We start from the raw sequence: 17,676 nt of genomic DNA on the forward strand, positions 1-17,676 counted from the left end.
CGCATCACAAGAAAGGGGTGATGTGGGGGCTGACAGGTCGGGAAGCGAGCGGGTCTATGTCACCAACTGAAAGTCGAGCACTATCTCTTCCTATTGGTAGGATTATCCGGCTGGCTGGCTGTCGCGCCCACGGTGCGCTGCGCCGGAGTGCGGCGTCGGCGTTGGAGTGGTGGGCGGCGTGTGCCCGTGACGCCGGTTTCACTCATTCTTCTTTTCGCTCCCTGATATAGAAAATTCGGTTCTTGGCCAGCCGGTCGCGAGCTCCCGATTCTGGGAAGATCCAACGAAGGCGGGATCACCCAATGAGCGGCTGTCATACCCGACGGCCCGTGGAAGCTAGGCCGGAAGAGGAGGTGAAACCGATGCCGGCAGACCTGCTCGAAGACGAGGCGGAAGCGCATGTGCGCGGCGTCTGTTTCAAGAACGGCCCCCCGGAACGGACCGGGGTGGAGCTGGAGTGGCTCGTCCACGACCGCTTCGCCACCGAGGCAGTTGTTCCGGTCGACCGGCTCGATGAGGCTCTCGCTCCCGTCGTCGCCCCAGGCACACTGCCCGCAGGCAGCTTCGTCACCCGCGAGCCGGGCGGGCAGATCGAGATCAGCTCGCCTCCCGCCACCACTGTGGCCGCCTGCGTCGAAACCACCGCCACCGATCTGGCCGTTCTCCGCAACGCCGTGGAGAGTGCGGGAATGACTCTGACAGGACGGGGGCTGGATCCACACCGTGAACCACCCAGGGTCCTCGACCACCCTCGCTACCGGGCGATGGAACAGTACTTCGACCGCGAGGGACCTTGGGGCCGCGTCATGATGCGACGTACAGCCTCCATCCAGGTCAATAGCGACTGCGGAGACGCCGGCACAGGCACATCCGGGCACCGCTACCGCTGGGACCTCGCCCACCGGTTGGGCCCGGTACTTGTGGCCGCCTTCGCCAACTCCCCACTGGCCTCGGGCCGGCCTACGGGCTGCGCGTCCACCCGGCAGGCCATCTGGGCCCGCACCCTGGCGGTGGCCATCACCAATGGGGCCGCTGATGTCCTGGCACGGTCACTCGCGCTGGAACTGGCCCTGATCCGGGTCAACGCCATCTCCCCGGGTGTGATCGACACAGGTGCTTGGGACGTCCTGGGCGAGCAGGGCAAGGCCGAGCACTTCGCCGACGCCGGCGACCGCAGTCCCGCACGGCGCATCGGCACGTCCCGCGATGTCGCCAACGCCGCGCTGTTTGCGACGACCAGCACGTTCGTGACCGGTGTGATCCTGCCGGTCGACGGCGGGGAGCCACTCACCTGAGGCGTCCGGGACGGCTGTCGGCCGTCCCGTCCGAGAGGAGCAAGACGATGGGACTTTCCTGGCAGCAGGGGCCGCTCGCGCCGGGTGCAGTCGGCAGGCTCTTGATCCCCGATCCACTGCCCGACCGGCTGCTCTTCGCCGAGCCGCTGCGCCGGCGGATGCGGGTCAGGTTCGGCGGCGCCTGGATCACCGATAGTGAAGACGTGGTGCTACTGCATGAACCCGGCCGTTACCCGGTGGCTTACTTCCCGCTCGCCGACATCGCCTCCGGAGCCCTGGAGGAAACCGGGCACACGACCCGCCACCGCGACCTGGGGCAGACGGCCTGGTACACAGTCAAGGGCGGAGCCGAGAGCAAGCAGCGGGCCGCGTGGCAGCACGTCGGGCTTCCTGCCCATGCCGAGATCCTCAAGGGACGCGTCGCCTTCGCCTGGCGGGCCATGGACGCCTTTTACGAGGAGGACGAGCGGATCGTCGGCCACGCGGCGGACGCCTACCACCGCATCGACATCCGTCGGACCAGCCGGCACCTGACCGTCCACAGCGGCGGCCGTGTCGTCGCGGACACCGAACGTCCCCTCGTTCTCTACGAATCCGGGTTCGCACCCCGCTGGTACGTCCCGCGCGCCGATGTGGACGAAACTGCGCTGACCCGGGTCGAGGGACAGACGTTCTGCCCTTACAAGGGTCTCGCCAGTTATTACGACATCGACGGAGCCCGGCGAGCGGCGTGGTCGTACGAGGATGCCTGGCAGGAGGTCGGCCAGGTCTCCGGAATGGTGTCCTTCGAGGCCGACCAGGTCGAGGTATACCTCGACGGCGTGCGCATGCGCCTGGAGCCGGGCCAGAACGTCGTGTCGCACGGCGTGGACCGCAACCTCGACCTCGACGAGGCGGTTCCTGATCAGCAGGGCTGACCGCTGTCGCGGTCGGTACGGACACAGTGCGGCAGCCGGAGGGAGACCCTGATGCCGTCTTTGCTCTCGGTCAACGTGGGTATGCCCAAGGACGTACCCTGGCAGGGCCGGACCGTTCACACCGGTGTGTGGAAGTCCCCGGTGGACGGCCCCGTCATGGTGCGACGTCTCAACATCGACGGTGACGGCCAGGGAGACACCGCCGGACACGGCGGCGAGCAGCGGGCTGTTCTGGTCTATCAGATCGACTCCTACCGCCACTGGCAGCAGCATTTCGGACGCGACGATCTGGAGTACGGCCAGTTCGGGGAAAACCTCACCGTCGACGGACTACCGGACGAAGAGGTGTACATCGGCGACCGCTACCGCATCGGAGAGGCGGAATTCGAAGTCACCCAGCCGCGGGTCACGTGCTACCGGGTGGGGATGCGCCTCGGCGAACCGGAACTGCCCGCGCTGTTGGTCAGCCACCACCGTCCTGGTTTCTACATGCGGGTCCTCCGCGAGGGACGCATTCGGGCTGGCGACGAGATCGTGCGGACCATGACCGGGCCGGGCGCGCTGAGCGTGGCCGACACCGACGCGCTGCTCTACCTCCCCGACCGGGACCCTGAGAAGCTGAGGCGCGCGCTGGACGTCGCGGCTCTGAGCCCTGGCTGGCGCGGATCGTTTCGCCAATTGCTGGAAGCCGAGGAGAGGACGGATGAGCCGGCCCTCGCCCAGAGCACCGACCCTGCCTGGGACGGCTTCAGGGAGCTGCGCGTCACCGATGTGGTCGCCGAGAGCACAACGGTCACTTCGATCCGCCTTGCCTCCCCCGACGGATCCCGTCTTCCCGCCGCCCGCGCGGGGCAGTATCTGACGCTGCGTGTGCCGGAGGCAGGCCGGCCTGCCCCCGTACGCAACTACTCCCTGTCCGCCGCGTCCGGTGAAGGCGGCTACCGGATCAGTGTCAAGCACGAGCCGCACGGTGTGGTCAGCGGCTACTTGACCACGAGTCTGCGATCCGGGGCAGCGGTCGAAGTCGCGGCTCCCCGGGGTGATTTCGTGCTCAAGGAGGGTACGGGGCCAGTTCTGCTCGTCTCCGCGGGCATCGGGGTGACCCCAGTGCTGGCCATGCTGCATGAGCTCGCTGCCTCGCGCAGCGGCCGGGAAGTGTGGTGGATCCATGGTGCACGCAGCCCGCGGGAGCACGCGCTGCGCGGCGAAGCGCACGCCCTGCTCGCTTCGCTGTCGCACGGCCGGGAGTTTGTGTTCTACAGCGCCGCGTCGCCCGGAGAGTGCGACGGCGAGCAGACCCGTGCGGGGCGCCTCGGCAAGGATCAGTTGATCGCTCTGGGGGTCCCCTCGGGGGCGGACGCCTACGTATGCGGGCCGGCCCGGTTCATGGCCGACATGACGGACGCTCTCACCGCCGCCGGAATCGATTTGGCGGCCATTCGTTCCGAGTTGTTCGGTGCGCTGTCGTCCATCAATCCCGGTCTGACCCGGCGGGCAGGCGTGCCTCCGCATACCCCGGCCGGTCCTCGGGCGACCGGTCCCATGGTCACCTTCGCCCGCAGCGGAGTATCCACACCGTTCCCCGACGCAGAGGGCAGCCTGCTGGAACTCGCCGAGGCGTGCGATGTTCCGGTGCGCTGGAGTTGTCGCACAGGGGTGTGCCACACCTGCGTCACACCCGTACTGTCCGGCGGCATCGAGTACACCACGCCTCCGCTGGAGGCCCCGGCCGGTGGACAGGTGCTGATCTGCTGCTCCCGCCCCGAGACCGAGGTCGTCCTCGACCTGTAGCGGACGACCCGTCCTTTGCTTCGCCCACGGTGTGCCGACGCTCACCCCAACCTGGTAGGTGCCTGATGCATTACAAGCTCGAAGTTGTCACTCTCTCGGTCAGCGACGTGGACCAAGCCCTCCGGTTCTACACCGAGAAGGTCGGTTTCGCCCTGGACATCGACTACCACCCGACCGACGGCTTCCGCGTGGTGCAACTGACACCCCCCGGCTCGGCCTGCTCGGTGCAGATCGGGATTGGCCTCACCGACGCCCCGCCCGGGACGGGGCGATCCACCTACCTGGCCGTCACGGACCTCGAGGTCGCGCGCCGCGAACTGATCGAGCGCGGCGTCATGGTCGGCGACATCCGCCACAAGTCACCGATCGAAGACTGGAAGGGCGGGTGGGAAGCCGGTCTGGACCCCCTGCGACGCGACCATGCCAGCTTCGCCGACTTCACGGACCCCGACGGCAACAGCTGGGTGCTCCAGGAGATCGGTCACCAGCCAGCTTCCGAAACAGCTCTACCCTAATGGGTACTGTGATAGTTTTCCATTAGGCGTGACAGTGCTAGAGCGCCGACGAGGTGACCCCCGACCCCGTCCGGCGCTCCCAATGGCAGCGGACAGCTGCAAGGAGATCTGATGATCCGCTTCGATTCGGCAACCAAGGGGTATCCCGACGGCACGGTGGCTGTGAACGAACTCAGCCTGGAAGCGCCCTCAGGGAAGATTTCGGTGCTCGTGGGCCCCTCGGGATGCGGCAAGACCACCACCCTGCGGATGGTCAACCGCATGATCGACCCCACCTCGGGCCGTGTCCTGCTCAACGACAGGGATGTGGCCTCGATCCCACCGGCCGAGCTGAGAAGAGGCATCGGCTACGTGATCCAGCAGGCGGGGCTCTTCCCGCACCGGACTGTGCTCGACAACATCGCCACCGTCCCCCTGTTGCTAGGGCACGGCAAAGTCCGGGCACGTCGACGGGCCGGTGAACTTCTGGACCTGGTCGGCCTCCCCCAGGCGCTCGCGGACCGCTATCCGGCTCAGCTTTCGGGGGGCCAGCAACAGCGTGTGGGCGTTGCCCGCGCACTGGCCGCAGACCCTCCTGTCATGCTCATGGACGAACCGTTCAGCGCGGTCGATCCCGTCGTCCGCGAGCAACTGCAGAACGAGCTTCTCCGCATCCAGACCGAGCTGAGCAAGACGATCATTTTCGTCACCCACGACATCGACGAGGCCATCAAGCTCGGTGACATGGTCGCCGTCATGCGGGTGGGCGGTTTCCTTGCCCAGTTCAGCCCGCCGGCCGAGCTTCTCTCCCGCCCGCGGGACTCCTTCGTCGCCTCCTTCGTGGGCCGTGACCGCGGGTACCGGGCACTCGCCTTCAGCGACGCCGGATCGCTACGCCCGGCAAAGGAACCCACCATCCGGCTCGGAGAGGCCTTGTCGCATGCCTTCGACCGGCAGCAGGAGGGCTGGATCCTCGTCCTCGACGAGGACGACGCGCCCTTGGGGTGGCTGGCGGCGGATGACCTCACCCAGCAGGCCCGCGAAGGTAAAGCAGAATCGTCTCTGCTCAACCTCGGCGGAACACTGGGACGGCAGGACGGGACCCTGCGGGAGGCCCTGGACGCCGCTCTCTCGTCCCCCAGCGGCCGCGGTGTGATCGTCGACGCGGAAGGACGCTTTGCGGGCACGGTCACCGCTTCCCAGGTACTGGCCCGGATCGAAACCCACGCCGTCAGCCAGCGCGAAGGGGCGCCGCACTCCACGGCAGGTGTCTCGTCGTGACCACCCTGTGGACCTACCTTCATGATCACTGGCCGCAGATAGGCGACTGGACGCTGACGACACTGTGGCTGGCCGCACTGCCCGTCGGGGCCGGCCTCCTCACTGCGTTGCCCTGTGGGTGGCTCGCCCATCGTTATCGCTGGGCTCGGCTGCCTTTCGTATCTGGCATGGGTGTCGTCTACACGGTGCCGTCCCTCGTCATATTCCTCGTGCTGCCGGAGGTTCTGGGCACCAGGATCCTGGACCCGCTCAACGTCGTCATCGCGCTGACGCTGTACAGCTTCGCCCTGCTGGTCCGCACCGTGGCCGACGCGCTGGACTCAGTCCCCGCCACGCTGCTCGACACGGCCGGCGCAATGGGGCAGACGGCGTGGCAGCGGCTGCTGCGCGTACAACTGCCTCTGGCCGTTCCCATCATCGGTGCCGGAGTGAGAGTCGCCGCGGTGTCCAACGTCAGCCTGGTGTCCGTCGCCTCCGTCATCGGGACCTCGCAGCTCGGACAGCTCTTCGTCACGGGCAACAACATCAGTTCCCTGACACCGGTCGTCCTGGGACTGATCTTCTTCATCGGCATCGCCCTCGCCTTCGACCTGATCATCGTTCTCGTCACCAGGCTGCTCAGCCCCTGGGAAAGGGCGGTGGCCCGATGAATCTCGCCGCGGACAACGGACTTCCAGGCCTTCACAGGGTGGGTATCTGGTTCAACGACCCGGCCAACTGGTGGGGGCCGACGGGACTGATCACTTACGCGGGCGAGCACCTCGGCTACACCCTGGCGGTACTCTGTGTGGCCGTTCTCATCGCCCTACCGCTCGGCCTCGTCATCGGTCACACGGGGCGTGGCACGACGTGGGTGGCAGGCCTGACCAACGCCTCCCGCGCAGTGCCCACCCTCGGCCTGCTGATCCTCCTGATCGTCGCCGTATCCCCTCACATCCACATCGAGCAGGGCCTCGGCCGCGCGGTTCCGGCAGGCAGTGTCCCCTATCTCGTCCCTGTGTTCCTCGTCCTGATCCTGATCGCGGTACCGCCTCTGCTGACCAGCACGTACGCCGGAGTGCGCTCACTGGATCCGCTCGTACGCGAAGCCGCCGCCGGCAGCGGGATGACCCCACTCCAGATTGTTCTCAAGGTGGAGCTGCCCTGCGCGGTACCACTCGTCATGTCCGGACTGCGTAGTGCGACGCTGCAGGTGATAGCGACGCTGACCGTGGCCGCGTACGCACCTTTGGTCGGAGGTCTGGGACGCCTGATCGTCGACGGGCACCAGAACCTCGCGGATCTCCGATACGGGTATCCGGCGATGGTCGCCGCCGGCATCAGCGTCGCCGTCCTCGCTCTCGCCGTCGACCTGCTGCTCCAAGCCGCCCAGCGCCTGGTCGTCTCCCCCGGTCTCGCACTGACCGCCGGGACCCGGCCCCACAGCCCGGTTCGCAGGACCGGGGCAGCCAGCTGATGCACCGACACATCGCGGAACATCCCGAAGGAACCATCATGCGACGCATCGTCTCCGCCGGCTTCACTCTCGCCGCCATCGCCATACTGGCGGGCTGCGGCGCCTACGGCAGTTCCAGTCTGCCGGACCCGGACAGCGCTGCGACACACAGCATCTCGTCGGACGCGGACACCGCCCTGCCGCGCCGGCCGGGTTCCGTCACCATCGGTTCGGCCGCGTTCCCGGAGGCTGAGCTCCTGGCGCATCTGTACGCGGGAGCCATGCGGTCTCGTGGTGTCGAGGTCGACGTGCACGCCAACATCGGTGAACGTCCTGCTTACATGGCAGCTCTCAAGGACGGGTCCATCGGAGCGGTTCCGGAGTACGGGGGATCGCTGCTCGAGTACCTCGCGGGCGAGAGCGATGCCCGGACCTCGCAGGAGGTCCAGGCGGAACTCCGCGGGGCGACGAGGAATCACGGTCTGCGGATCACCGACTACGCACCGGCCCAGGACGCGGACACGATCACGGTCACCAAGGAGACCGCAGAGAAATACCATCTGAGCAGCATCGGGGACCTCAAGCTCGTCGCGGGCAAGCTGAAGCTCGGCGCCCCGGCACCGCTGCAGACCGTCTCCTCCGGAGTGCCTGCCCTCAAGCGCGTCTACGGCGTCGAGTTCAGGCAGTTCGTTCCCCTCTCGCCGAGCGGCAGCATCACCCAGACGGCGCTGCGCAATGGAACGGTCGATGCCGCGGACATCTTTTCCACGGACCCGGCCATCTCCCGCTTCGGTTTCGTCTCGCTCAAGGACACCGAGCACATCTTCGCCGCGCAGAACGTCGTGCCCGTGTTCCGGCAGGACGTCCTGACCCAGCCGATGGCCGACGCCTGCAACGCCGTGTCCGCCCGCCTCGACACGAATGAGCTCCGCGCATTGGTCACGCGCGTCGCCGACGGCGCTGACCCGTCGACGACCGCGTCCGACTGGCTGAGCCGGAAGGGCCTGGCCAAGAATTGATGCAGCCGGCCTCGCGGCACCACGCGAACAGGCAGAGCAGCCGAAGGGCACCAGTCATGCCGAACACTCCTGACGACCGGCGATACAGCTCCGAGCACATCTGGGCGAAGACGCAGGAGGGGCAGTCCGTCGTCCGCATCGGCGTCACCGACTATGCCCAGGACGCCCTGGGCGACGTGATCGACGTCACTCTTCCCGAGGTGGGCACCGGGGTACAGGCGGAGATCGCCTGCGCGGATGTCGAGTCCACCAAGAGCGTGTCCGATGTCGTCTCGCCGGTCAGCGGGACCGTTGTGGCCCGCAACGAAGACCTGGCCGACTCCCCGGAACTGGTCAACAGCGATCCGTACGAGCAGGGCTGGCTGGTGGACATCGAGGTCGATCCGTCCAAGGCCGCCACGGAGCTGGCCGCCCTTCAGGACGCCACCGCCTATGCCAGGGCGACCGGAGGCTGACAGCTCGGCCGGAGGGGGTTCGACGGACGTCGAGCGGTCAGTGTTTCGTAGGGAGGGATCCCCCGCCGGCCGTGGGACTGCTGATCGTCAGGCTCACGCGACTCTCCGGCGCCGTGCGCGGCGGCCTTCTCTGCGCTGCCTGTCTGACCCTTGTCGCGCTTCCGATGATGCTGCGCGAGGGGAAGTCCGCCAACCCCACGGTTCTGCCGCTCGGCTACGTTGCCGACTGGTGCGTCACCATCGCTGTCACGATCGTCGTCACCGCGGGTGTGGCCTGGTTCGGTCATCGCCGGACCTGTGGCACCCGGCGAAACGAGGAAGTGGCCCCCTGATGGGGTGACTCGCGCGGCCTCCGAGCGGGACCCACGGACGAAGCGCGTCGGATCGTCCGTGGATTCCGCTGTCTCCGTCTGTGATCAGTTCCCGGCATCCGCCCCCTTGCTGCGCTGGTAGTGGCGGCGCGCCTTCATCCGGTTCCCGCACTCGGACATGGAGCACCAGCGGGCACTGTTGGGCTTGCTTCGGTCGAGGAGGAAGCGCCGGCACTCGGGATTGGCGCACGGTCTCAACCGGCCTGGCCTGGTCTCCTGGAGGCGTGACCAGGTCAGCACCATTTCCGCGGCGGGTCCGTGGCCGTCCGGCGCATGGAGCTCCCAATCGAGCCTTCCTCTGTCGATGTGCGGAACATTCTTGACTCCTTCCAGCCATGCGTTGAGGGAGTCGGGCTCGCGTGTCCCCCTGACGACCTCCTGGAGCGCGTTCCGAGCTGCGGTGAGGAGGTCGATCTCCTCACGTGCACCGCTCCAGCCATGCCTGCGCACCCATTCCTGAGCTTCCGCGGGCTCCTTCAGAACATCTTTCACAGCGCCTCTCACGACGGGCGTCGTGTTGAGCAGATCGAGGAGCACTCCCTCTTGGGCCTCTTCCGTCATCACAGGCCTCCTAACCGTCTTTCATGCCTTGACAGGTTACACCAAACTCACGCTAGACTGCCCACCTAACTGAATTTTACCAGTTAGGTAGCACCATAATCCGACTCGCCGGCGCCTGCACACGCCCCAACGCCAGGAAGCTCCCCATGCAGCGAGCAGCACCTCAGTGCACGCACGAGGCGTCTTCGGTCTCGAATCGCGGACCGGACGCGGCGGACCGGCGCGGCAGCCTGTCGGCCGTTCTCCCACGAGCGGGCCGACGGTGGGCCGGGCTGCACGACCCCTCCTCAAGTGCCGCGATCACGGTCGTGGCGGTGGTGGCAGCTCTCGTCTGGGCGAACACGGGCCCCGAGGCCTACGAGTCCTTCTGGGAGACGCGGTTCGAGGCAGCACTGGGCGGCCTCCACGTGGGGTGGAGCCTGCGGACGTGGGTCGAAAGCGGCCTGATGACGCTGTTCTTCCTGGTAGTAGGGCTGGAGGCGCGCAAGGAATTCGATCTCGGTGATCTACGTGAACGCAGCCGACTCGTTCTGCCCATAGCTGCGAGTCTCATCGCCATGGCCGTGCCGGTCGGCGTCTACCTCGCGGTGAATCACGGAGGCTCCGCCGCCCACGGATGGGGCGTGGCCATGTCCACGGACAGCGCGCTGGCGCTGGGAGCATTCGCCATGGTGGCCCGAGGAGTCCCGGATCAGGTCAGGGCGTTTCTGCTCACCCTGTTCGTGGTCGACGACGTCGTGGCCCTTCTGCTGGTGATCTTCGCCTACGGAGACGGTGTGAACCCGGCTCCCGCACTGCTCGCCGCCGCCTCGTTCGCCAGCCTGCTGGCCGCGCGGAGATGGCGGCCGTCCACCAGCCGCAGAACGGATCTGGTGTTCGGTGTGGGCACCTGGGCCGCGCTCATGTTCAGCGGGATAGAGCCTCCGGTCGCCGGACTGCTCATCGGGCTCGTCACGAGCGCTCGCCCACCGTTGCGCTCAGAACTGGAGCACGCCACCAGTCTCGTACGGCTCTACCGCGAACAGCCGAGTCCCGCGCGGGCGAAGTCGGCGACCGCCGGGGTCAGCGCTTCACTGTCGACCAACGCCCGTCTGCACCATTTGCTCCATCCATGGACCACATTCCTGATCGTGCCGCTGTTCGCGCTGTCGAACGCGGGCATCCAGATGAACCCCACTCGTCTCGCGCAGGCGGCAACGGCTCCTGTGACACTCGGTATCGTCCTGGCCTATGTACTGGGCAAGCCCGTCGCGGTCGTCATCGGAACCTGGTCGGTCACTCGTTCGAGCAACGGTCGTGTGAGCGTCCCCGTCGGATGGGGAGCGGTGGTCGGCAGTGGCACGTTGGCCGGCGTCGGATTCACCGTCTCACTGCTGATCGCAACACTGGCTTTCCATGGCGAACAGCTCGACCAGGCAAAGATCGGCATTCTCACGGCCGCCGTTCTGTCGACAGTGACCAGCTGGGCGGTGTATCGGGTGATCGATGTGCTGCCGAGCATCCGACGGCACAACGCTCTGCTCGGCGACAGCACGGGAGTGCGTGATCTGGACGGAGCGGTGGACATGGACCGGGATCATGTGCGGGGTCCCGCCACCGCGCCCATCACCATCATCGAGTACGGCGACTTCGAGTGCCCCTATTGCAGCCGGACCGAACCGGCCACCCGGGAACTGCTCGCCTCGCACCCCGACATCCGCTATGTCTGGCGGCACCTGCCTCTCAGCGATGTTCACCCCCACGCGCGACTCGCGGCGGAAGCAGCCGAGGCAGCGGCCTCCCAGGGCGCCTTCTGGCCCATGCACACCATCCTGCTCGAACGGCAGGACCAGCTAAGCCTCACCGACCTGATCGGCCATGCCGAAGACCTGGGGCTCGATGTCAACCGGTTCAAGCGCGAACTCCTCAACGGTGACCACCGAAAGCAGGTCGACCGGCACATCGCCGACGCCGACGCCAATGGAGTCGCCGGCACCCCCACCTTCTTCATCAACGGCAAGCGGCATCACGGATCGCACGACGTGGCTGCCATGTCAGAGGCGATTCAGCAGGCCCGCGCGGAACTCAGCCCCTCTCCTCCGGCGGGTTACGCCGCACGGTCCGGTGCGACGGGGAACAGCTCACGGATGATCCTTCCCACACCTTCCGGCATGCGTCTCGTCGGCAGATCCGGGAACACCCGGGAATCCGGAACTGCTCGGGCAGGCCGTCGGGCCACGCCTACGATGCCCCGCATTCCGGCACTCACAACCTGCTCTCCGCGCGGGGTACCACGTCCTCCGGGAGAAGCGTCCGCAAGTCGTCCAGCCCGGGAGCGGCCAGAGCACTGAGCCGGCCGGCCTGCCGGGTGATCATCCCCTCCGGGGTCTGGCGGGCCAGGCGTCCATTGCCGAACGAGCGGTCTCGTGGCAACCCGTCGAAGTGCTCACGCAGCACCTGTCCAGTTCCGGTGGCGCACTCATAGCCAGATGCCAGGGCGTGCTGACGCACGATAGTGACAGGCTCGTCGGACGTGTAGTTCGCGAACTCCACCGTGCGGGAGTAGCGGGAGGCCAAGCCTGGATTCAAGGCCATGAAACGTCGCATCTCATCGGTGTATCCGGCGACGATGACCACGACCTCGTCGCGGTGGTCCTCCATCAGCTTCAGCAGGGTGTCTACCACCTCATGCCCGAAGTCGCTTCGTCCTGAGGGGCCGGTCGGTGTGAGTGTGTGTGCCTCGTCGATGAACAGCACACCCGCCAGGCCCGGTTCGAACACCTCGCGGGTGACCTGGGCCGTGTGACCGGTGTACTGGCCCACCAAGTCGGCCCGTGCCACCTCGACCAACTGGAGCACCCCTAGCGACGTGAGCAGCTCGCCGTAGAGCCGGGCCCCGGTGGTCTTGCCGGTACCGGGCGGTCCGGCGAAGACCAGGTGGTGGCTGATCCGCGGTACGGGCAGCCCGGCGGGCCTGGTAAGCGATGGCGAGCGTGTCTGTCCGCAGGCCAGACCGCGCCACTGCTTGAGCTGGTCGATGCATCGCTCGACCTCGTTGCACTCCTTCTATGCCTCGGCGTCGAAGGCCGGCGGGCGACCGCCGGCACGACCTCGCCGCAGACGGTGACCAACCTGATCGGACAGCTGCGGAATGACGGCACGGATCCCTCGCCGGCGCAGTTGCCCACGGATCGCACGGGACGAATACGCGCGATCCGCCAGGACGGCCTCTGAGCGGGTCGTCGGTCTGCTACGTCCGGTCCGCGGAACGCAGATGCCGGCCATGACTGCCTCGAAGGCTGGTGCGTCGCCCTCCTGGCCTGCGGTGCCGCGGAGGGCCAGGGGGCGTGCATGGCTGCCGCTGGCGAGATAAACCTTCGTGCTCAGGCCGCCGCGGGACCGTCCTAAGCCGTGATCGTCTGGTTCGACGCGGTCCGAAGCCCCCCTTTCCTGGCTCCGGCAGCATGTTGATGCACTCTGCAAACGGTGGAGTTCACCGGCACGGTCCAGCCGATGTTGTCGGTGTCATCGGCCGCTGCCAGGACTGCGGCGAGGATGCGTTCCCAGGTGCCCTCCACGGCCCACCTGATCAGCCGTTTGTGAGCGGTCTGGAACGAGCCGAGCTCGTCAGGCAGGTCGCGCCAGGGCGAGCACGTGCGGTACTTCCCCGCGATGGCCTCCAGCGTGCGGCGGTGGTCGGCCCATCGCCGCCCACGGACCGGATCGGCCGGCATCAGCGGCTCGATCCGGTCCCACATCGCATCAGTGATCACTAATGGGACAGACACATCCGATCAACTGATCAGCCCCCAAAGAGACACGCCCTAGTTGTCGACGCGGACCACGGTGCCGAGCACGTCGTTGAACGCCTCGGTGGAACTCGGGTGTGTATAGACGGAGTCGCGCAGCTCGGATGCTGTGACGCCCTGCCGCATCGCCAGGGCCACCGTGTTGATGAGCTCCTGTGCGTCCGTGCTGAGCAGAGCGGCACCGAGAATCTTGTCGGTGTCCGCGTCGATGACAAACTTCATCATCCCGCGCGTCTCTTCGACGACGTAGGCGCGGGGCATGGCGATGATTTCTGCCACCGGCTGACTGGCGACCTTCACCCGGTGTCCTGCCGCACGTGCCTCCGTCTCGGTAAGCCCCACGGTGGCCAGCGGCGGAGTGATGAACAGAGTGCGGGGAACGTCCGCCCGGTCGTCGGTGCTCCGACGACCCTCGCCCGTCAGCTGGTCGAGAACGATACGGCTGTCGTCGAGTGAGATGTACGTGAACTGCGGCCCGCCGTTGACGTCGCCGAGGGCGAAGATGTGGGGCTGGCTGGTGCGCAGGTGGCGGTCCACCTGGATCGCCCCCCGCTCCGTGACGCCTACCCCCGCCGCCTCGAGGTTCAGCTCCGAGGTGGCCGGCCGGCGGCCGGTCGCCACGAGTACCGTGTCGACATCCACGGCGTGCTTGGTCCCATCCTGCTCGTAGAGCACCGTGGTGTGGTCATCGCCGTCGCGGACTTCGAGCACCTTCGCTCCGGTTACGACGTTGACGCCTTCCTCGCTGAAGATCTCCTTGACTGCCGCGGCGACATCCTCGTCCTCTCGCCGGAGAATGTCCGAAGAGGCCTCCAAGACGGTGACTTCGGAGCCGAACCTGCGGTAGATGGAGGCGAACTCCAACCCCAGGTAGCCGCCACCGATGACGGCGAGACGCTGAGGCAGCGTTGTGGTTCCGATGAGCTGGGTGCTGGTCAGCACGTGCTTGCTGTCCTTCAGTCCTGGTATATCCGGGACTATCGGCTCGGAACCGGTATTGACCAGAATAGTGTCCGCCGTGATGGCCAGGTGGGTTTCCCCCTCTCTGACGCTGACGGTGTGGGGGTCTTCGAACCGGGCGAGGCCGGTCACCACCCGAACCGTCTCCACTCCGTTCATGCCTTCGTAGTTTCCGGCACGGAAGAGACTGGTCAGTGCCTGAACTTCTCCGACTGAGCGTTCGTACCAATCCTGCGACGAATCCTCCGGTCGACGCTTGTTGGCGTGATGGACCAGCGCTTTAGTCGGCACACAGCCGACGTTCGGACACGTTCCCCCGTACATGTGCTCCGACCTTTCGATCAGAACGACCTTTTTCCCGAGCGCACCGAACTTGCCCGCGACGGCCTTACCACCCTTTCCGAAACCAATGACGAGCAGGTCCGTATGAATTGCATCCTTTTCGATGCTCATTACTGCCATCCTTCACTTGTTGTGCGGGGGATTTACTGGTGAGTAATAGATTTACGTGATCTCCACACGTCACCGTAGAGTCACGGGGCGACTTGCGACACATCTGCCGTATGCATCTTTTGAAGCCGGAGGTGAGATTTTCCGAATGCTTCTCTGAAGAGGGGTGCGAAGTGTCCGTCGAACTGCCCTGTCCGGCCACTCATTCGGAATAGCCACGCCGGGCCATCGAAAAAATGCATGATCGAGAGGTCACCACCGCGCGCCCCGATGATCTAGCCTCGTCCCGGCGGTAAACTCTCAGGTTTCCAGGCCGTCCGAACGGACCGGCGGGCACGATGAGAGACGTATGCCGAATGCATCGGATTCGGCCCCATACTCCCGGCCCCATGGGCACGGCAGCGTGATCAAGGAGACTCATGGCGGCGACGCTGGACCCCGATCGCTCCGAGTGGGACGTCATCGTCCTCGGCGGCGCCGCGGCCGGCGAGAACGCCGCCCAGTACGCGAGCCAGTTCTCAGGTCTGTCCTCGGTGATCGTGGAGAGCCATCTGCTCGGTGGAGAGTGTTCGTACTGGGCCTGCATGCCGAGTAAGGCCCTCCTCAGGTCCGTCGAGGCGGTCGACGCCGCCAATCACGCGCCCGGAGTCTCGGCCCGGATCGACCCTGCCCAGGTGCTGGCGCGGCGTGACGAGGTGATCAATGGACTGGACGACACCTCGCAGGTGAATTGGGCTCTAGGCGCGGGCATCGATGTCGTGCGCGGCTACGGACGGCTCAGCGGCGAGCGGGCCGTATCCGTGAGCCGGCCCGATGGGACGACCAGGGTCCTGCGCGCCAGGCATGCCGTGGTGATAGACACGGGCTCGGCCGCAGCAGTGCCTGACATTCCGGGACTGCGCGCCGCCGCACCCTGGACCTCCCGGGACGTCACCACGATGCGGGAAGTGCCGCGTCGTGTCGTCGTCCTGGGCGGCGGAGTGGTCGCCTGTGAGTCGGCTACCTGGCTGCGTGGTCTCGGGGCCGAGGAGGTGACCGTCGTCCACCGGGGCCGGCGGCTGCTGAGCCAGTACGAGCCCTTCGCAGGTGAGATCGTGGGGCAGGCGCTGCAGGACAGCGGGGTACAACTCCTACTCGGACGCAGCATGGCCGATGTACAGCGTCCCCGAGCCGCGGACACGGGGGAGGGCCGAATCCACGGCGGCGAGGTCGCGGTGACGCTCGACGACGGCTCGGTCCTCAGCGCCGACGAGGTGGTCGTGGCGGCCGGACGTGTCCCGAACAGCGACGACATCGGGCTGGAGACCGTGGGGCTCACTCCCGGCGGCTACCTCGATGTGGACGACCAGCAGAACGTACGCGGAGTCGAGGGCGACTGGCTCTATGCCATCGGTGATGTGTGCGGACGGGCGTTGCTAACCCACATGGGCAAGTACCAGGCACGTATCGCCGGCGACGTCATCACAGCGCGTGCCGCTGGTACCGGTGGCGAACTGCCCTCTGCCGCCGAGGGACATGTCGGCCTTCCGCAGGTGGTCTTCAGCAATCCTGAAGTGGGTACAGCCGGGCTCACGGAGCGGCAGGCCAGAGAGTCGGGCCTCGATGTCGAAGTCGTCGAGCACGACATGGCCGGGCTCGCGGGTACCTATCTGCTGCGTACCGACTACCGGGGCCGGGCGAAGCTCGTCATCGACCGCGAGCGCGATGTCGTCGTGGGAGCCACCTTCGTCGGAGCGGGTATTTCGGACCTGGTCCACTCGGCGACGACTGCGATCGTGGGGCGGATTCCCGTGTCCACGCTGTGGCATGTGGTCCCGAGTTACCCCACCCCGAGCGAGGTCTGGCTGCGACTGCTGGAGACGCTCCGCTCGCAGCGGCACGAGGCGTCGCACAGCTGAGGATTCGGGGCAGCTCGCACGCTGACCCCGCAAAGAGATCCTCTTGTCTCTCCCGCCCTCGCCGCTGGACCCGGCGTTCGCCGCTCTGCTGTGCAACAGCCACCACCGTCTGACCGGCACCCCGCTGGTTCCTCAAGGGGTGGCGGAAGCCGACGTCGCGCGGTGGCTCTTCGAAGACGCGCCCTTTCCCGTCCTGGCACAGGACACCTCGCAGGACCCGGTATTCGTCTACGCCAACGTTCGGGCACAGTCGTGTTTCGGCTACACGCAGGCGGAGTTCGCCGGGCGGCCGTCACCGCTGTCGGCGCCGTCCGAGTTCCGTGCCAGGCGTGAGCGTCTCATGACGGACGTACGGACCAAGGGATACACCCGGGGCTATCGAGGGCTGCGCCGCGCACCCCGTCGGCCTGGAGCTGATCGCCGAGATCTGCGACGAGGTGCGCTCGGGGAACGGGATCCGCAGTGTGATCCTGGCCGGAAAGCGCCTGTATCGCTTCCCGATGGGCCAGATCGACCAGGCGGGCATGCGGCAGGTGGGCAGGACTGTTCGCGCTCATCGATCGGATGCCGGCGTCCCGCTCGATCCGTTCACCACCGGCGTCTTCTGCGGCGTGATGATGGCCCAGGGCGACTACTTGCTCGAGCAGGGGCATCCCTACTCGGAGATCGCCAACGAGTCGGTCATCGAGGCCGTGGACTCGCTCGATCCGTACATGCACGCCCGGCGCCCACACGCCCCCACCGTAGTCCGCCGTGGGGGTGCAGGCATGCCATCACGCCGACGGCAGTCTAATGCTTTGAATGCGGTTCATCCGTTTGACATGAGGGTGTGGGTGTGTCATCGTCCAAACGGAAAGAGCGCCGGGCAAACATTAGAACCGGTGCCGGGACCCCAGGAGACCGCCATGTCGACGCTGCCGCAGATCAACCCCGCCGAGGCCACCGGAGAGGCCGCCGCCCT

General features: G+C 66.8%; 14 protein-coding genes and 4 pseudogenes. 14 read left to right on the top strand and 4 right to left on the bottom strand.

Translation table 11 applies throughout. From position 1 onward, the window contains the following. Positions 1-362 precede the first annotated feature (362 nt). The 10 genes from ACWDUZ_RS35395 (at position 363) to ACWDUZ_RS35440 (ending at position 9,019) form a co-directional block, all read left to right on the top strand. Positions 363-1,295, top strand: a complete 933-nt coding sequence (locus ACWDUZ_RS35395) for a glutamate-cysteine ligase family protein (RefSeq protein WP_451635923.1) — start codon at positions 363-365, stop codon at positions 1,293-1,295. A 47-nt stretch (positions 1,296-1,342) separates the two neighbouring features. Further along, entirely contained in the window at positions 1,343-2,212 is an 870-nt protein-coding gene (locus ACWDUZ_RS35400; protein ID WP_451635924.1) for a DUF427 domain-containing protein, read from the top strand. 51 nt (positions 2,213-2,263) lie between these two features. After that, a complete protein-coding gene (locus ACWDUZ_RS35405) occupies positions 2,264-4,003 on the top strand; it encodes an MOSC domain-containing protein (protein WP_451635925.1) in 1,740 nt (579 codons plus the stop codon). Positions 4,004-4,068: 65 nt separating this feature from the next. Beyond that, positions 4,069-4,518 (top strand): VOC family protein, encoded by a 450-nt coding sequence (locus tag ACWDUZ_RS35410; protein ID WP_451635926.1) that lies wholly within the window; start codon positions 4,069-4,071, stop codon positions 4,516-4,518. A 111-nt stretch (positions 4,519-4,629) separates the two neighbouring features. After that, positions 4,630-5,778, top strand: coding sequence for an ABC transporter ATP-binding protein (locus tag ACWDUZ_RS35415; RefSeq protein ID WP_451635927.1), 1,149 nt, complete (start codon positions 4,630-4,632; stop codon positions 5,776-5,778). After that, positions 5,775-6,428 carry an ABC transporter permease gene (locus ACWDUZ_RS35420; RefSeq protein WP_451635928.1) on the top strand — a complete coding sequence of 218 codons (654 nt, stop codon included), beginning with the start codon at positions 5,775-5,777 and terminating at the stop codon, positions 6,426-6,428. Before ACWDUZ_RS35415 ends, ACWDUZ_RS35420 begins: the two co-directional genes overlap by 4 nt. A 38-nt stretch (positions 6,429-6,466) precedes the next feature. Beyond that, the gene (locus tag ACWDUZ_RS35425) at positions 6,467-7,234 is read left to right on the top strand and encodes an ABC transporter permease (protein ID WP_451635929.1); all 768 of its coding nucleotides are present in this window, start codon (positions 6,467-6,469) and stop codon (positions 7,232-7,234) included. Between the two features lie 38 nt (positions 7,235-7,272). Beyond that, positions 7,273-8,232, top strand: coding sequence for a glycine betaine ABC transporter substrate-binding protein (locus tag ACWDUZ_RS35430; protein WP_451635930.1), 960 nt, complete (start codon positions 7,273-7,275; stop codon positions 8,230-8,232). A 56-nt stretch (positions 8,233-8,288) separates the two neighbouring features. After that, positions 8,289-8,687 (top strand): glycine cleavage system protein GcvH, encoded by a 399-nt coding sequence (gcvH, locus tag ACWDUZ_RS35435; RefSeq protein WP_451635931.1) that lies wholly within the window; start codon positions 8,289-8,291, stop codon positions 8,685-8,687. 71 nt (positions 8,688-8,758) lie between these two features. Further along, entirely contained in the window at positions 8,759-9,019 is a 261-nt protein-coding gene (locus ACWDUZ_RS35440) for a hypothetical protein (protein ID WP_451635932.1), read from the top strand. Between the two features lie 84 nt (positions 9,020-9,103). On the opposite strand, the gene ACWDUZ_RS35445 is transcribed toward ACWDUZ_RS35440, so the two are convergent. Continuing rightward, the gene (locus ACWDUZ_RS35445; protein ID WP_451635933.1) at positions 9,104-9,619 is read right to left on the bottom strand and encodes a CGNR zinc finger domain-containing protein; all 516 of its coding nucleotides are present in this window, start codon (positions 9,617-9,619) and stop codon (positions 9,104-9,106) included. 146 nt (positions 9,620-9,765) lie between these two features. Between ACWDUZ_RS35445 and ACWDUZ_RS35450 the strand changes: the two genes are divergently transcribed. After that, the gene (locus tag ACWDUZ_RS35450) at positions 9,766-11,949 is read left to right on the top strand and encodes a Na+/H+ antiporter NhaA (protein WP_451635934.1); all 2,184 of its coding nucleotides are present in this window, start codon (positions 9,766-9,768) and stop codon (positions 11,947-11,949) included. Here the strand turns inward: ACWDUZ_RS35450 and ACWDUZ_RS35455 are convergent. The 3 genes and pseudogenes from ACWDUZ_RS35455 to ACWDUZ_RS35465 all read right to left on the bottom strand — a co-directional run. Further along, positions 11,864-12,568 (bottom strand): annotated as a pseudogene (locus ACWDUZ_RS35455) (AAA family ATPase); the annotation flags it as partial. The gene ACWDUZ_RS35450 and the pseudogene ACWDUZ_RS35455 sit on opposite strands and share 86 nt — an antisense overlap. Before the next feature lie 4 nt (positions 12,569-12,572). After that, positions 12,573-13,386 (bottom strand): annotated as a pseudogene (locus ACWDUZ_RS35460) (IS5 family transposase); the annotation flags it as partial. Between the two features lie 36 nt (positions 13,387-13,422). Then, positions 13,423-14,820 carry a dihydrolipoyl dehydrogenase family protein gene (locus tag ACWDUZ_RS35465; RefSeq protein ID WP_451635935.1) on the bottom strand — a complete coding sequence of 466 codons (1,398 nt, stop codon included), beginning with the start codon at positions 14,818-14,820 and terminating at the stop codon, positions 13,423-13,425. A gap of 416 nt (positions 14,821-15,236) precedes the next feature. On the opposite strand from ACWDUZ_RS35465, the gene ACWDUZ_RS35470 reads away from it, so the two are divergent. The 3 genes and pseudogenes from ACWDUZ_RS35470 to ACWDUZ_RS35480 all read left to right on the top strand — a co-directional run. Next, positions 15,237-16,715, top strand: a complete 1,479-nt coding sequence (locus tag ACWDUZ_RS35470; RefSeq protein ID WP_451635936.1) for a dihydrolipoyl dehydrogenase family protein — start codon at positions 15,237-15,239, stop codon at positions 16,713-16,715. A 43-nt stretch (positions 16,716-16,758) separates the two neighbouring features. Continuing rightward, positions 16,759-17,115, top strand: a pseudogene (locus tag ACWDUZ_RS35475) (MEKHLA domain-containing protein); the annotation flags it as partial. 64 nt (positions 17,116-17,179) lie between these two features. Then, a pseudogene (locus ACWDUZ_RS35480) lies at positions 17,180-17,676 on the top strand (hypothetical protein); the annotation flags it as partial.

The sequence above is a fragment of the Streptomyces sp. NPDC003393 genome, assembly GCF_053589015.1.

Excerpts from the sequence above, each read along its gene's own strand:
- ACWDUZ_RS35450 (WP_451635934.1), top strand. The coding sequence starts at position 9,766 with ATGCAGCGAGCAGCACCTCAGTGCACGCACGAGGCGTCTTCGGTCTCG.
- gcvH (WP_451635931.1), top strand. The coding sequence starts at position 8,289 with ATGCCGAACACTCCTGACGACCGGCGATACAGCTCCGAGCACATCTGG.
- ACWDUZ_RS35415 (WP_451635927.1), top strand. The coding sequence starts at position 4,630 with ATGATCCGCTTCGATTCGGCAACCAAGGGGTATCCCGACGGCACGGTG.
- ACWDUZ_RS35395 (WP_451635923.1), top strand. The coding sequence starts at position 363 with ATGCCGGCAGACCTGCTCGAAGACGAGGCGGAAGCGCATGTGCGCGGC.
- ACWDUZ_RS35405 (WP_451635925.1), top strand. The coding sequence starts at position 2,264 with ATGCCGTCTTTGCTCTCGGTCAACGTGGGTATGCCCAAGGACGTACCC.
- ACWDUZ_RS35465 (WP_451635935.1), bottom strand. The coding sequence starts at position 14,820 with ATGAGCATCGAAAAGGATGCAATTCATACGGACCTGCTCGTCATTGGT.
- ACWDUZ_RS35445 (WP_451635933.1), bottom strand. The coding sequence starts at position 9,619 with ATGACGGAAGAGGCCCAAGAGGGAGTGCTCCTCGATCTGCTCAACACG.
- ACWDUZ_RS35410 (WP_451635926.1), top strand. The coding sequence starts at position 4,069 with ATGCATTACAAGCTCGAAGTTGTCACTCTCTCGGTCAGCGACGTGGAC.
- ACWDUZ_RS35400 (WP_451635924.1), top strand. The coding sequence starts at position 1,343 with ATGGGACTTTCCTGGCAGCAGGGGCCGCTCGCGCCGGGTGCAGTCGGC.
- ACWDUZ_RS35430 (WP_451635930.1), top strand. The coding sequence starts at position 7,273 with ATGCGACGCATCGTCTCCGCCGGCTTCACTCTCGCCGCCATCGCCATA.
- ACWDUZ_RS35470 (WP_451635936.1), top strand. The coding sequence starts at position 15,237 with ATGGCGGCGACGCTGGACCCCGATCGCTCCGAGTGGGACGTCATCGTC.